Annotated in this window: 13 protein-coding genes; 7 read left to right on the top strand and 6 right to left on the bottom strand. The window is 37.8% G+C overall.

Annotated features, from left to right (window positions below; all coding sequences use genetic code 11):
* Positions 1–75: 75 nt before the first annotated feature.
* Positions 76–252, bottom strand: coding sequence for a hypothetical protein (locus tag P401_RS18720; RefSeq protein ID WP_023466867.1), 177 nt, complete (start codon positions 250–252; stop codon positions 76–78).
* A gap of 145 nt (positions 253–397) precedes the next feature.
* Between P401_RS18720 and P401_RS0116195 the strand changes: the two genes are divergently transcribed.
* Positions 398–1,489 carry a GGDEF domain-containing protein gene (locus tag P401_RS0116195; protein WP_029343263.1) on the top strand — a complete coding sequence of 364 codons (1,092 nt, stop codon included), beginning with the start codon at positions 398–400 and terminating at the stop codon, positions 1,487–1,489.
* 47 nt (positions 1,490–1,536) lie between these two features.
* Here the strand turns inward: P401_RS0116195 and P401_RS0116200 are convergent, their stop codons facing one another.
* The 4 genes from P401_RS0116200 to P401_RS0116215 are packed head-to-tail and all read right to left on the bottom strand — an operon-like array spanning position 1,537 to position 4,312.
* Positions 1,537–1,944: an NUDIX hydrolase gene (locus tag P401_RS0116200; RefSeq protein ID WP_029343265.1), complete on the bottom strand. Its 408-nt coding sequence runs from the start codon at positions 1,942–1,944 to the stop codon at positions 1,537–1,539.
* A complete protein-coding gene (locus P401_RS0116205) occupies positions 1,941–2,591 on the bottom strand; it encodes a Type 1 glutamine amidotransferase-like domain-containing protein (RefSeq protein ID WP_029343266.1) in 651 nt (216 codons plus the stop codon). Before P401_RS0116205 ends, P401_RS0116200 begins: the two co-directional genes overlap by 4 nt.
* A gap of 49 nt (positions 2,592–2,640) precedes the next feature.
* Positions 2,641–3,639 (bottom strand): ABC transporter permease, encoded by a 999-nt coding sequence (locus P401_RS0116210; RefSeq protein WP_029343267.1) that lies wholly within the window; start codon positions 3,637–3,639, stop codon positions 2,641–2,643.
* Positions 3,632–4,312 carry an ABC transporter ATP-binding protein gene (locus tag P401_RS0116215; protein ID WP_050679037.1) on the bottom strand — a complete coding sequence of 227 codons (681 nt, stop codon included), beginning with the start codon at positions 4,310–4,312 and terminating at the stop codon, positions 3,632–3,634. The genes P401_RS0116210 and P401_RS0116215 overlap by 8 nt, the downstream gene beginning before the upstream one ends.
* 149 nt (positions 4,313–4,461) lie before the next feature.
* Between P401_RS0116215 and P401_RS0116220 the strand changes: the two genes are divergently transcribed.
* From P401_RS0116220 to P401_RS0116230, 3 genes are read left to right on the top strand one after another with little or no spacing between them, the layout of a single operon-like run.
* The gene (locus P401_RS0116220) at positions 4,462–4,899 is read left to right on the top strand and encodes a hypothetical protein (protein WP_029343270.1); all 438 of its coding nucleotides are present in this window, start codon (positions 4,462–4,464) and stop codon (positions 4,897–4,899) included.
* Complete coding sequence (locus tag P401_RS0116225) at positions 4,896–5,258, top strand: hypothetical protein (RefSeq protein ID WP_029343271.1); 363 nt, start codon at positions 4,896–4,898, stop codon at positions 5,256–5,258. Before P401_RS0116220 ends, P401_RS0116225 begins: the two co-directional genes overlap by 4 nt.
* Positions 5,248–5,511 carry a hypothetical protein gene (locus P401_RS0116230; protein WP_029343272.1) on the top strand — a complete coding sequence of 88 codons (264 nt, stop codon included), beginning with the start codon at positions 5,248–5,250 and terminating at the stop codon, positions 5,509–5,511. Before P401_RS0116225 ends, P401_RS0116230 begins: the two co-directional genes overlap by 11 nt.
* Before the next feature lie 34 nt (positions 5,512–5,545).
* Here P401_RS0116230 and P401_RS0116235 read toward each other — a convergent pair whose 3' ends face one another.
* Complete coding sequence (locus P401_RS0116235) at positions 5,546–5,935, bottom strand: RidA family protein (protein ID WP_029343273.1); 390 nt, start codon at positions 5,933–5,935, stop codon at positions 5,546–5,548.
* Between the two features lie 174 nt (positions 5,936–6,109).
* Between P401_RS0116235 and P401_RS0116240 the strand changes: the two genes are divergently transcribed.
* The 3 genes from P401_RS0116240 (at position 6,110) to P401_RS0116255 (ending at position 14,734) form a co-directional block, all read left to right on the top strand.
* Positions 6,110–7,726, top strand: a complete 1,617-nt coding sequence (locus P401_RS0116240) for a hypothetical protein (protein ID WP_029343275.1) — start codon at positions 6,110–6,112, stop codon at positions 7,724–7,726.
* 145 nt (positions 7,727–7,871) lie between these two features.
* Positions 7,872–9,500, top strand: a complete 1,629-nt coding sequence (locus tag P401_RS0116250; RefSeq protein ID WP_160171467.1) for a hypothetical protein — start codon at positions 7,872–7,874, stop codon at positions 9,498–9,500.
* A 29-nt stretch (positions 9,501–9,529) separates the two neighbouring features.
* Positions 9,530–14,734 (top strand): FtsK/SpoIIIE domain-containing protein, encoded by a 5,205-nt coding sequence (locus P401_RS0116255; protein WP_029343278.1) that lies wholly within the window; start codon positions 9,530–9,532, stop codon positions 14,732–14,734.
* Positions 14,735–14,792 lie beyond the last annotated feature (58 nt).

Genomic DNA, 14,792 nt, shown 5'->3' on the forward strand with positions numbered 1-14,792 from the left:
CCCGTGTACCTATCGGAAGGAGATGAAGCAACATGTATGAAGGTGTTGTACGGCTTGTGTAAAGGTCTTGTGAATCTAATTCACGTAAATTGGTAGGACAGTCGCAAGATGTGTCATAAGTGCTTGTGTCTCTTCTTTTGGTTCAGATGTGACGTAAATGATCAACGCAGCAGCAACGATGACGAAGATGGCGATGACGAGAATGATGAAGAACGGCATCTTACTTTTTCGTTTTTCAGCTTGACGATCCATGAAAGATTCCCCCTTAATGATGTAGACGATAGACATATTTGTTTGATTCCCTCTCTTCTTGTTTGAAAACCTTGGAAAAAGAGGGGAATGTGTAATCTGACGGGAATAGAGTAAACATCTGAAATGGAATGAGGAGGATGTCGTCGTGCTTACGTTGCTCAATTCATTGTTGTTGAACTTTTCCCTATTGATTGCGACATTGCTGTTCGCCTTTTTACCGCTACGACGAATCGAGCGGATCTCACCCAACTCCTCCTTACAAGTCCGACTCGCAATCGGTTGTATCGCGGGTTTGATTGGTGCGCTGTTGATTTTCAACAGTATCTCCTATGACGTCGCAAAGATTGATTTGCGTCTCGTTGCACTTGTTACGGCGTACTTTTACGGAGGGTTAGTCAGCGGTAGCATCACGATGCTGTTCATCATCGGTGCCCGATTTGCGGTGACACCGGCTGGCGAATACGAGGGGCTGATCCTGACGACCTTGATCTGTGTCGCGTTACTCGTGACAGCGACGATTTATCGCCGATTTGCTGCTCAGCGAATGAAGGATTATCTCGTGTTGCTTGGAACAGGTATCGCATACAGCTTACCGGCGCTCTATTTATTGACGAACACGTTCGAGCGGTTTTTAGAGATTGCGCTCGTCTATATCATCGTCATCATGATTGGTGGTTACGTGACCTATCGTTTCTTACAAGAACTCCGGAAACACTTTTTATTCGTGCACACGCAACAAGAACTGGCTTTAACGGATGGGCTGACGCAACTGGGAAACCGCCGGAAGCTAGATGAGACGTTAGCCGAGTATGCTCAGAACGGAACGGTCTTTTCCGTCCTCATTCTTGATCTCGATCATTTTAAATCGATCAACGATACATACGGTCATGAAGGGGGCGACGTCGTTTTACGGCAACTCAGTCATCTCTTGCAATCGTATTGTCCAGAACAAGGAGTCGTCGGTCGGTATGGTGGTGAGGAATTTGTCTTACTGTTGCCGGACGTACCACTCCGACAAGCGGAACGACTCGGGGAACGGATTCGTTCTGCCTGCGCTGATCAACACTTCGTCTATAAGGAATATCCCGTGTTTCATGTCACGTTATCGCTAGGGGTTGCCTCTTCTGATCAAGCATCGACCGTATTTGAGACCGTCCAAAAGGCAGATTTAGCGTTATATGAAGCCAAACAAACCGGACGAAATCGCGTCGTCTGTTATCGAGACCCTTTGCTGTAAATAACAACTGCCTCGCTCGACCGATTGGTCAGGCGGGGCAGTTGTGTTTAGTGATGCAGTAACGAAAATACATCATGGCGTTCAAAATCAGCGAGAATATTCGGCGCAATCACCTGACGGATCGTTGTTTCGTCCGCCCAGAGATAGGCGTCGTGTTCTGCCGGTAATTGAACGTCTGTTTGATTCGTCGCGCAGACGTACATCAAGAGAATGATTTGCCGATTGGGATGCGTCAGGAAGCTCGAGGCATAGAGCAGATGCTTCGGCGTAACGGTCAATTGTGTCTCTTCTTTAATCTCGCGAATGAGACTGTCGACTGGCAATTCACCGAAGTCGATCTTGCCACCCGGACATTCCCATGTCCCGCCACCGAAGTCAGCAGCAGCCCGGCGGACGATCAGGAGACGTTGCTCGTGAATGATGATGCCTTTGACGGCAGGAACGATCGCTGTCATCTGACGGGACTCCGCGACAATACGACAGGATCGGTTCCTTCTGTTTCGACGAGGTACTGATCGCGTAGATAGATCCCGCTCTCGTCAGCAAGACCGAAGGCACGGTCTGTGCTTTCTTCCGTAAAGGATTGCATGAGATGAGCAGCTTCGCCCCACGTCTCGTAATGGATACAGATGACCGCGTCTTTCAGTAAGGCAAGACCAGGCAAACGAAGACGTTGATTGTCGCGTTGGTCGATCTCCGGAATCACACACCGTTCAGGCGAAACGAGGGCACCGGCTGAAAAGCCGGCGACCGGAACACCATCTGCGAAACGCGACTGAATGATGTCACCGATCGGTGTAGCGACCAAGTATTGCTGATACAATTCGGTCTCGCCACCGGAGATGATGATGCCCTGACACTGCTGTAGTTGTGAAAGTTGTTCGTCCGTTGGTGCGTCAGACAGTGGCAGATGGACGAACGACGAGATGCCATCTTCCTCTAACGGCTTCGTATAGATTGAGGCGTAGCTCGTCCAGTCCTTACCGGTCCGCGGAACGTATAAAATCGCGACCGGTCCATCATTCGTTAATGTAGCAAATCGTGTTCGTAAGTTCGGTGTAAAAGGAGGACCGCCTCCGAATAAGAATAAATGAGTACGCATGAAGTCATCCCTCCAACCAATGTAATAGAAAAAGTATAGCAGAAATCAATCAATTGGAAATATGCTGGTAGAATGATTGTCTGCGGAACCATGTATGATGTTGTTTCCGTTCTTGAAAGAGAACAAACAGGATGAAAGCGAAAACGAGTCCGCGTCCGATCCATGGTAAAACGAGAAGACCGTAGTTCATCGCAGCAAATAGCTGGAACAAGAAGCGACGCTTACTCGGATCCCGCAGATACGTGATCAGTGGAAGTTGCTGGTGCGTCTGTTTGAATAATCGCAGATGAAGGAACGGACGCTTTCGGTGAGACGGCTTCGGTAAGGCACCGTTCAATTCAAGGACGGTCGCCGATAAACTCGACTGTCGTTTCATCGACAACAGGATATCCTCCGTTAATCCGTCCTCACGCCGTGACCAGTGCCGGACATGAAGGAATCCGAGCAGCACCACACACAGTGCGACGACGAAGAGGACAGGATACGGTTGAAGCCAAAGCAGGAGCAACAGAGTGATGCGTCCTGTTGCCAGGACGAGATGACCGCTCCATTTCCGCAAGAACCGTTGTCCAGATAACCGGTATGTCCAAAAGCTAAAGAACGGTTGGAGCAAAGAGAGCACGAGACTAATCAGCAGTACCGTGATACTGGATTGATCAAACCGAATGCTATGTAACGGAAAACAGAGTAGATGTAATCCGGCAGTCATTAGAAAAATCCGCAAAAAGTGATACCGAACGGAATACCACTTCATTCGAACGATCGCTCCAGGAACCGGTTTGAAGAAGAGGCGATCTGCCGGTTCGAACCAGGCGTAAAAGGCGGGCAGGAATCCATACAGAATCCATCCGAGTAAAATCCAAGCGACCGAAACTGTTTGAACCCAGTCCGCTTGACCATTTAAGATTTGAATCGTTTCATAGATGATGAACAGACCGACCGGAACGACGAGATACAGCAAGATCGTCCAATCGAAAATTTCTCGAAAGAAGCGACGCTGTTCCGCATGCCGTCGACGGATCCGTTGCTTCAAAAAGGTTTTAATCATGCTCGAGTACCATCGCTTCCATGATGTCGAACAAGCGAGCACCAGGTTGACCAGAGGCTTCACCGATTTGAGCGAGTGTTCCTTGATGTTTGATGCGTCCCTGATCAATCCAGACGAAGTCGTCACACAGACGTTCCGCGGAATCAAGGACATGAGTGACGAGCAGAATCGCTACGCCACGCGTTCGTTCTGCTTCGAGTAAATGCAACAACCGAATCGTTGCGACCGCGTCGAGACCAACGAACGGTTCATCGATGATCAAGCAGTCCGCGCGTTGCATCAAAGCACAGACGAGCATCACCTTCTGTTTCATTCCTTTAGAGAAAGAAGATACATAGTCATTTGTGACAGCACGCAGTTCAAACGTCTTTAAGAGTTGTTCTGTATAGGCATGATCCGTCTCGTGGAGCGAAGCGACCAGCTCAAGGTGCTCGGCGAGCGTCAAATATTCATAATAGGTTGGCTGTTCCGGAATATAGGCGAGTGAGACCGGTAAATCGATCTCTCCTTCGACCCACGGTAGCGTACCGAACATCGCTTGAATTGTCGTACTTTTTCCTGCACCGTTTGTACCAATCAAACCGGTGATGGATCCAGGCTGTAAAGCAAACGCAATCTCTTGTAAGACGGGCTGACCGACGTCATAACCGGCTTGTTGAATGGATACATGCATGTGAACCATCTCCTTTCACTACATTTACTGATAGAAGGAGAAAAATGTTTCACAGCAACAGAAATCATCAGAACCGTAGTAAAAAATGTAACAGGTTAAAAATAACAAATGGGCTATAATGGAAATATCAATTTTAGAGGATGATCACGATGCAAACAGTCGAACGGATTTATTTTCGGGAGTCCGGTATGGGAAGAGGACAGACGTTTTGGTGGGACCGTGCAAGTCGGACGATTCGTGCGGAAGATGAGGAAGAATTATTAGGTCCATGGTTTCCGCATGGATTAATTTTACCTGACGAAATGGATCCGTTACTTGTAAAACTGACAGAAGAGGACATCTATCTAATCGACATGTGGTCGGATCGATTTAATGCCGATGAATGGCGAGAGTACTCTGATCCTGAAAGCCTTACGATTATTGACGGAACGGATTGGGAGATTCATGTGACGACAGAACACGGAACAGAAAAAGTGTCACGCTCAAACGTCTTTCCGCCAGGGTGGGAGATGGTTCGAGAACTCCTATACGGTTATTATGATGCTGGGAGTAACCGAAAAGACGAAGAAGGGGAGGGTGAACAATGAAACGAGCACTATTTTATCTGATTCCGTTTGCGTGGCTCGGACCTTACCTCGATTGGACAGAGGGGTCGATACTAGGCTATGCCTTATTTTTGTTTGGACTCGGTGCTCTATCGTATTCACTTGCACGGAGTGGGAAACCGAAATACATCGTTATCGGCAACATGGTTTCGTTTGCGATTTCGTACGGGATCGCACTCAGTGTAGGGGAAGGATACGGCGAAGGATACTTCAAGCCATTGACAGCCAGTCAACTGGTTCTCGGAGTGAGTGTCTTGAATCTAGTCGTCCAAATACCAATGGTGATGAATGCGATTCAAAACAACGTGATGAAAAAGGAGTTAGAAGGATATGACGGATGAGAGCCAACAGTTACTTGATGTAATTCAACGAATCCTAGAACGGCAATCGCCACTCGACTTAATTGATATCTACCAGCGCGTCAGACAAACAGAACATTTGGATCTATCACGGTTTACATCAGAAGCAGGACTCGAGGCACGCATCCGGAAATTGATTTACCTGCATGCGAGTGAGTGTGAATTGTACCGGGGAGAGCACGATTTTTTTTACAGTGAGACTGGAAAAGGAACAGGACGCTGGGGACTACGATAAAAAAACGCTACGCAATGAGTGCGTAGCGATCAGATCATACGAGTCCTAAGATCTCGACTTCAACTAATGCACCTTTTGGTAGTTCCTTAACCGCAATACAAGACCGAGCCGGGAAGTGATCGTGCGGTGCGAAGTAATCGGAGTAGATCGTATTAAAAGAAGCAAAGTGTTCCATGCTCGTTAAGTAGCATGTCGTCTTGACGACGCGGTCAGGTGTCAGTCCTGCCTCTTTCAGGATGGCATCGATGTTGCGCATGACTTGTTCCGTCTGCTCCGTGATTCCGCCTGGTACGAGTTCACCTGTTGCTGGATCAATCGGGATTTGTCCAGAAGCATAGAGTGTACCGTTCGCGATAAAGCCTTGCGAGTAAGGACCGATTGCTGCAGGGGCGTTAGACGTTTCAATTTTTTTTAAAAATGACATATCTTATTTCTCTCCATTCTTTTGTTAATAAGTACTTACTAGGTAAAAAACAATATAACTTTAAATTACTTTTATTATAATCATTAACAATATAATATGAATAAAAAACCATAAATGATATAATTTATTAGGGAAGTTGTGACAAATAAACATGAGAACTAAGGAGAATTTATAATGCAAAATCAAGTTAATCCTTTTGTTTCATTTATGCATCAGTATGATTTAACTACAGCAGATTACTCGAAAATTTTTGACGAACATACTAAGAAAATCGAGTACAGTATTGATACAAATATTAACAAAAAAATTATCGAAGAGCTCTCAACGTCTCCTCGCTCTATCATCATAACAGGTAATGCTGGAGATGGAAAAACCAGAATTTGTAGAAATGTGTATGATCAATTAGTCGAAGAAGAGTTTAAAGGATGGCCGGAATCAGGTATAGCAGAGATTTCATATAAAAACTATAGAATTCGAATAATAAAAGATTTATCGGAATTAAAAAATGAAGTTATCGTTGAAGAACTAAAAAAATTGCAAGATTCCCTAGAAAACGATGAATCTAAGGTATATTTTCTCATTGCAGCTAATGAGGGGAAATTAACGCATACCCTTGTGAAATATCCTGAATTAAATAAATTAAAAAGTGTCGTCATTCCTCAATTTATATCAAACAATAAAGAACTAGAAATGACGAATGAAATAAAAGTATATAACTTATTGTACGCATCATCGTCGATTTATGCTGAAAAAATCGTAGAAGGATGGAATGAAGAACAAAACTGGGATATTTGTAATGATTGTTCTAGTAAAAACATATGTATTATAAATAGCAATCATCTAGCTTTAAGTGATAAAACAACAAAAAATCGAATGATGCGTATGTATAAATCTTTAGATATGAACGGTAAGCATATGACAATGCGAGAGTTACTCATTCACTTAGCCTATACGCAAACAGGCGGAATGGCTTGCAAAGATATACACGAGGCTTCTAATAGTGAATCAATCCAAGCGTTAGCAAAAAAGTCTTATTATGAGAACTTTTTTGGTAACAATCTTAGACCAGAAGTTTTTGAGGAAATTGGCGGCATTCAAGAATTTAAATCATTAGATCCTGGATACATTTCAGACTCTGTAATTGATGACTTTCTACTTAATGGTGACTTAAGTAGTAGCGAACAAATCAAAGATACACATCACACATTATTTGGTAAAGATATTGATGTTGAAAACGGTGCTTATTACGAAGACGTAAAAATGTATCGTTCAAATATACATGGTGATAATGTGAACGGTGTTGAACTAATGAATAAATGGTTTCCAAGATTGCGAAGAAAGTATTACTTTGAATCTCAAGATAATAAAAAAGTAGAAAAATTAATCTCTTATCGACACCGGTATGATTTTATAAGCATTCTTCATAGAGGAAGAATTGAACACAACATTAAGGTTAAGCTTGTGGATGGATTAAATACGTTCTTCGCAAAGAGAATGGTGTATTCTCCCTCTCATCAGCTGTATGTATCTTCAGATAGTTTATTAGTTCATCAGATTATTGGTCTAGATCAAGTGGAATTTCATATCCAAGGTAAAAATGAAGCAATTGACCAAACAGGTACAAAATTAACCTTGAGTGTACAAGGCGTAGAACTAGCTATTAATTTAGTGACTTTTGAATATCTAATGCGTTTGAGTAATGGAGGCATGTTAAACGTTTTGAGAGAGCATGTAGAGATATTACTTAATAGTTTTCGAAATAGATTGATCTCGTTAAAAAAAACAGGATGAAAGTATTTTGCAAATTTTGAAGTTCGATCGTATTCAAGGATCATTTGTGTTAGAAACAATTGAAATTAATGAAAGCGAAATTACTAGTGTAGACATTGAACTTGAAGATGATGATTTTTAAATCTAAGTAAAAATAGTTGAAAGGATGTTAGATATGCAAGAAGAAAGTTCAAAATTTTCTAGTAAAATTGGTGCTGAAATATGGGGACATCGGTTTAAAGATGGTCAGCGTGGACCAGAGTATACTTTAGAATTTTTAAATGTATTTGCTGGAACAGGTTTTAGTCTAGAAAAGAAGTATTATGACCGAAGAAAAATGATTGAATTTCGCCAGTTTGTCTATGAAGGAGAGAAAGAGGGGGCAAAAGGTCATACTGCAATTTTCGAAGAAAAGAAAAAAGATGTAATTCGAAAGAAACTCGGAGTAAGTGAAAAGCAATTAGAAGATTTACAAGTGTTCTTTAAAAATCTAACTATACCTCTAATGACACCGATGGGAAAACCAGTTGATCGCTCTTGGTACGCTCAAATGATGTATCCTCTCCATGAGTCATTGCTTTTTTCTGAAGTTCGTGTAAATAGAGATAAAGGTAATTCGAAAAATTTAACTATTAATTATGAACGAAATTTTTTTGCTCGTGGTGGAGAATTATACTTTTTAATGTTGCATTACGGAACCTTAAATAATCCTGAATTAAGAATTAATATTGAGAAAAACATGAAAACTCTGCTATCTAGCTCTAGTGGGGTAATTGCTGTCATTAATCAAATTAATGAAGCATTTAGTGAGTATAGTACTGGGGAGCAGCCGGCACCACTAATCAAAGATGAAGAGTTATCATCTGTTATTACTAATTGGGAAAGTAGTGAATACCCAACTTTACCAAATACAGATTTAGCATTGTATAAAGAATTTGCAGAAGAACTTAACGCATTGCTTATGTTAAATATTGATATTTATGAAATGTTTGATATTTTAACTTCTCTCATAACATTCCAACTTCATCGTTATATGATTTTTCAATCAGAACAAATTATTGGTGAAACGAGCAATTATTTCATTGATTGTTTAGAAGGTCAAAATAAATCAATTAAATTTTTGGCTCAAGATTCTTATAGAATTCACGAAACTATAGTAAGAGAAGCGTATAAAACCTTTGTTGAAGATCGAGTAGAAGAAGTGTTTTCTGAAGCTAAAGCAGAAGAAAAAATTTATTTTTGGAGAAATAATTTTGATAGCTCTGAAAAAGATAAATTAAAAGGCTATTCTGGATTTTTTAATGAATTAAATTTTAACAGCCTTCAAGTAACAAAAAAGAAAAAACTTGTAGAGGCATTGGAGACCAAAGATATTAATAATGCTAAAAAGTTACTTAGATTACGTATTGTAGAACTTTATATGGAGGATTTGTCTAAAACACAAGTCCCTATTATGAAAACTTTAGCTCGTGATGGTCAGTTTATTGTTTCAGGAAAGGGATCTAAAGCTCGATATGTACTACATGATAATGTTCTAAGTGCTTTAGTATATGCAACTCTCGATGGTCAGAACAATTTACCATATGACGATTTCTTAAATGAATTATTCCTAAAATATCGGATTATTATTGGGGAGGATGCTGCTAAAAATTCTGGATTGTATTCAAAAGAGGGAATTAATCTAAGTCACTTTAGAAGCAATGAGAAAAAAATGAGACAAAAATTAAAACAAAATGGGCTACTCCAAGAATATTCAGATGCAACAGCATTAGTGACAAATCCTTATTCTAATTGATGCAACATACCAGGAAGGAGCATTAAGCAATGATTGCAAGAATTACTCATAAAGAAAAGATAATAGGTAGTTGGATTGCACAACACTTACTTAATTATCTTAAAGACCATAAAAATAAAAATGCCGAAAAAGTACTAGTAAAGATAGAAGGAATAAACGAAGAATACTTTCCGGCTATCTTAAACGCATTATTAGAAAATCAAACTCAACTCAAAAGTTTTTATGAACCATTGATACGGACTATAAAACAAATTGACGGTTATGATTCATTTGTTTTAAATGAAAACGAAAATGGAGTATGGTTACGAAATAATGTAAAAACGAATGAAGCATTAATTTTATTAATGAATGAACGAACACCAGAAGCTCAAAGCTTAAAAGATATTGTTTCTATTGATGAAACACAATTATTATCATCGGATGGATTTTTCAGTTTAGATCAATCTCTACGAGAAAAAGGATATTTAGAACCACATCAGATAAAAGATCTACTCAAACTAATTGGAGCATATCAGCATAGAGGAGAACTCGATTTACAACTTTCAATGCTTATTGCTTATATTGAAAGCGTGTTACAAGAGAAAGAATTATCTAATGATACATTTAAAGTGATTTTAGGAAAATCTCTGCCTCATTTTCGGCTATTTAAAGATGAACATTTAAAATTTGAGTCGCTAGAGGGTCTTCGTAGTCAGCTTAGAAAAAACTTTTTATTAAGTCACTTAAGAAAAACTTTAGTAAATTATTTAGACCCAGAGAAAATGATGAAAAATGTAGATAATTTCATTGTCAATGAAGAAAAAAATAATTTTTCAAGTGAAGTTTGGAAAAGCTTTAATAACGATAAAGTATTGTTTTTAGAAAAAACTATGGAGTTTGTTGAAAGACGAAACAACGACCTCTTAAATCTAGTTTCATACAATGACGCAGAACGAATTTTTGGATTTAAAGTGTCTAATTCTTTAAAGGATAAATTAAATAATGCAAGAGATATAATTCTAGACAATTTTGCAGAAAAAATTAGAGAAGCAAAAAGTATTGAAGAAGAGAGCCAATTAAAGCAAGAAAAAATGGAAGCTGAAAGTCGTTTTGATCGTGGTGTTGAAGCCGTAAATGCTAAAAATGATATTGAGACGATTCGAGAATTTCGAGAAGAATATGAACAAGAACTTGAAAAAGAAAATATACTGAAAAAAATTATTAATATTGAAAATAAGCTTGAGAATCCCTCTGAATATATTGATATTTTTGAAGCGATTTTATCTGAGGGTTTAGTGATGTTAGAGGAAATAGATCATGAAGAATTCAATGGTAATCTTACCTTTGAAATTTCAATAGATCAAAATACAGAAGTTTCTGAAGAACAAGCTAGATTCTTTAATTTTCATCTGAAATCTTTATCCATGTTGTCTTCGAACATAATTGTTCTTTCAGAATTGATGAACACTAACGAATCATCTAAAGAGATTGAAGTAATCCCGGTCAAATTACGACTTTTAAAAAATGAAAATTCTATAGCGAAATCCATTATCAAAATTGATGCTAGTAGAACATTAATTGAAACAAGTTTTTCCAAATTTATCAACCAAATTCAAGACGGTTTTTTACATTCTATTATTACGAAAAAGGGTACGCCAGTTGAAGAAGATCTTAATGAGTATTTGAGTGAACAACAAAAATACACCCTTATGTCGGATAAACGATTATTAGAACCTATCGAGCAATTTAAAAAATACAATTCTGAGTACACTAATATTCTTAAATCCATTATCGACGAAAATAGAGGAATAACTATTGAAGACTTAAATCAAGTATCTGATCTTAGTGAATCATTTTTAAAGTGCTCGGATCATGATGTAGATAGTGTTAGAAAAATATACTCACTCCTAAATGAAATTGGAACGATAAAGATTTTCGAAACTAAAAACGTTAAACAAGCAGAAGTTGAACGTAAAATAGTATCTGTATTTAATCCCATTAGATTTATTGCTTACGGCTTTAAACTCATTCATTTTGGAAAATTACTTTCTAGTATTTCTGATACGTCTGAACAACGCAATAAAATACAAGATGTAGAAGATTTAAAACAGTACAAAGAGTACCTAAGAGGATCGTTTACTAACTTGGCACCATCTTATTACGTATCTAGGGAAGGGAATCACCTATTTGCACAAGATGAACTATATGGTCAGGGAACATATATCGAAGGTGGAGAAATTGAGAGTGTGTCCTCCCAAGCAACTTCTTTTGCGAAAGAAATTGAAAAAGTGACAAACGATTATCTTCGAGTTTATCCGTATGCGGCAGATTGTTTAGATGTTTTATTCTTATATGTTACAAACTTAGAGTTTGTAAAAAAGAGTGTAGAACAAATCTTAAAAAATGATAGTTTAAAAAAGCTGAATATAACTATTCATAGTCCTGCGAGAGCTGCAATGCTCTATGATGAGATTAATCAATGGATTCAATCTCAAGAAGAGTATATTAACGCTGTAGATTCGTTTGGTGAATTTCCTAGATTAGAAATCAATGTATTGCCTTTTAGCGATCCCAAAACACTTGAGGAAAAACTAGATACATCCATGCTAGACTTTGATTTAGCCGTGTTTATTGATTATTTTGGTCAAAGTGACAATTTAAAAATCCCACACCAATTTTATTCAGAAAGCTACAAAGAATGTGAGTTAACAGATAAAAACTGGGTCTTTTATGAGAATCGTGAATTTAAAGCGGTTAAAGAAGGTACTCGATTAATTAACTACGTCTCACATAACCAGCCAAAATTGATGCAACAATTTTATAATATGCAAGCGATTTTAAAAGACGGATTAGTCATCGAATCTAATAAGATTGGTTTATTAAAAGGTAGACTATCTGTAACACGTACTGAAACAAATACGTTATATAAACTTGCACACGAAAAGTTTAATTGGGTTGTCACTTACGATAGATTTATGGATCCTTTATTAATGAAACAAGTAGCTGAAGGTTCGAATATCATCCGTTATCATGTAAATCGACTAGGAAAAGAAGAAATTAAAGTTCTTGTGTCCTCTTCAGACTCAATTAGAAGATCTTCAAAAGCAGAATTGGAAGTCAATTATTACCGTGATCGCCTCTACAGCAGATTAAAGGATCAGTTAAAAGTTAGTAATATAGACATACAACGGGTTGATAAAGCTCTTAAAGTTGTAAAAGAACTATCCGGTGGTTTAGTACTAAGAGCATTAGGACCCGGAAAATTTGTTAATGAGTTTTTATCAGTATATTTAACTGTGCTACAAGATAAGAAATCTGATGACACTGTAGTTTTATGGGATATGTGTGATGAATTAGAGTGGTTTAGAACTCGGCAAAAACGCCCGGATTTATTAAAAACAACTATTCAATATTCTCCTGAAACAGAAATGTATCATGTTAAATTTGATTTAATTGAGTTAAAGCTTATACAAGAAGAAAGCTATGTTAGTGAAGTAGCTGATGCTAAAGTTCAATTATTATCAGGGGAAAAAACGTTGAAAAAATTCTTTAGAAGATTTGATTCAACACTCGAAAGAAACTTGTATTTAAACTCATTTTTACTTCATTTAGAAGATAAGCGTGCATATGAAGAATTTGAATTAGCGATACTGCATGAACTAAGAAATAACGAAAATATTCAAATTAATTTTGAATTTACAAAGTCAATTTATGCTTATATTCACAATAAAAATATTGAATTTGAAGGTCGTTCAGAACTTTCACCTGGACATTATTATGAAAAGCAAGATGAAAATGAAATAGTAGTAAACACTTTTACTAGATCGTATATTTTATCTGAAATGAATGTTCCTGATCATGAAGTAAATAATGAATTACAGGATGAAGAAAAATCATTATTAGAACAGGTTGCTGTAACTGACGATAACGAGTACTTTGATCGTTACACTCAAACAGATAATAGAGATCTAATTTTAACTGAAATACCAAAAGATAATGTTACGAAGGAAAACGACTTAGACTTAAAGGATAAAAGTGAGTTAAGCATAATAAACGAAACTCAAAATATTGAAGTAGTTGAAGACATCGAGGAATTTAAATATCCAGAAGAGCATGCACTGAAGAACGTTCAAGCTCCACAAACAGAGTCATTTGATGAGGTATTAAAAAAATTGGGTGATAGTTATGCGGACACACTGCAAACTAAACTCCGAATAAATAATGTTCAGTTTACGGTGGAGCGAACTATCGTAGGTGCTAGCGTCATTCGAATTATTGGTAGAATTCCATCGGATCAAAGTATTACAGCAGTTGAAAAGAAAGCTAAAGATATGCCTTTATGGCTGCATATTGATTCGCCACCAACTATTTTTAGTGATCGAAATGGTATCAATATAGACATTAATCGTAATGATCCTGATACAATTTTCTTTTCACAGTTTATGAAGTACGTTCGAAGAGATATCACACAAACAGACTTAAAGAATGGTTTTCTTGTTCCTATTGGACTTAACCCTTTAAATGAAGTGATGTCAGTTGATTTTAATGGAACAGAACCTCATATGTTAGTCGCTGGATCAACTGGAAGTGGAAAAAGTGTTAGTTTGAATTCAATTGTTATGTCTATGATGTGCCTATACACACCGGAAGAATTGAAGTTTGTATTTATAGATCCAAAACAGGTTGAATTTTCTATGTTTGAAGATGTTCAGCATACTGATAAAGTATTATTAGATTTAATAGATTCTGCTGATTATTTAGATGTTATGATTATGGAAATGGAAAATCGATATAGTAAATTTAAAGATGCTTATGCAAAAAATTTAAAAGAATATAATGAAGCACTAATTGAAGAAAATAAATCATCAGAAGTTTTACCACGCATTGTCATTGTTTTTGATGAATTTGCTGATTTCATGATGCAGGATAAAGAATTTGCACAACGTATCGAAACTGCTATTAAGAGAATAGGTCAAAAAGGACGGGCAGCAGGGATTCATATGATAGTTTGTACACAATCACCTAAAGCGGAGATTATTAATACTACTATTAAAAATAATTTGCTAGCACGTTTAGGATTAAAAGTAACAGACGCTGTTGCATCTAACGTTGTATTAGATACAAGCGGTGCCGAAAATTTAGCAGGTAAAGGTGACTACCTCTTAAAGAAAGATAGAGAACCAGTTAGAGGTAAGAGTCCTTATTTAGAACCACAGTCTTTACGAGCATTGATGAGGTTCTTTAAAAATAACTAAACTTACAAAGTAGCCAAGAGTAATCTGGCTACTTTGCTTTGTTAAAATTAAGGTGGGT

Origin of the sequence: Exiguobacterium acetylicum DSM 20416 (genome assembly GCF_000702605.1) — a bacterium.
Classification (GTDB): domain Bacteria; phylum Bacillota; class Bacilli; order Exiguobacteriales; family Exiguobacteriaceae; genus Exiguobacterium_A; species Exiguobacterium_A acetylicum.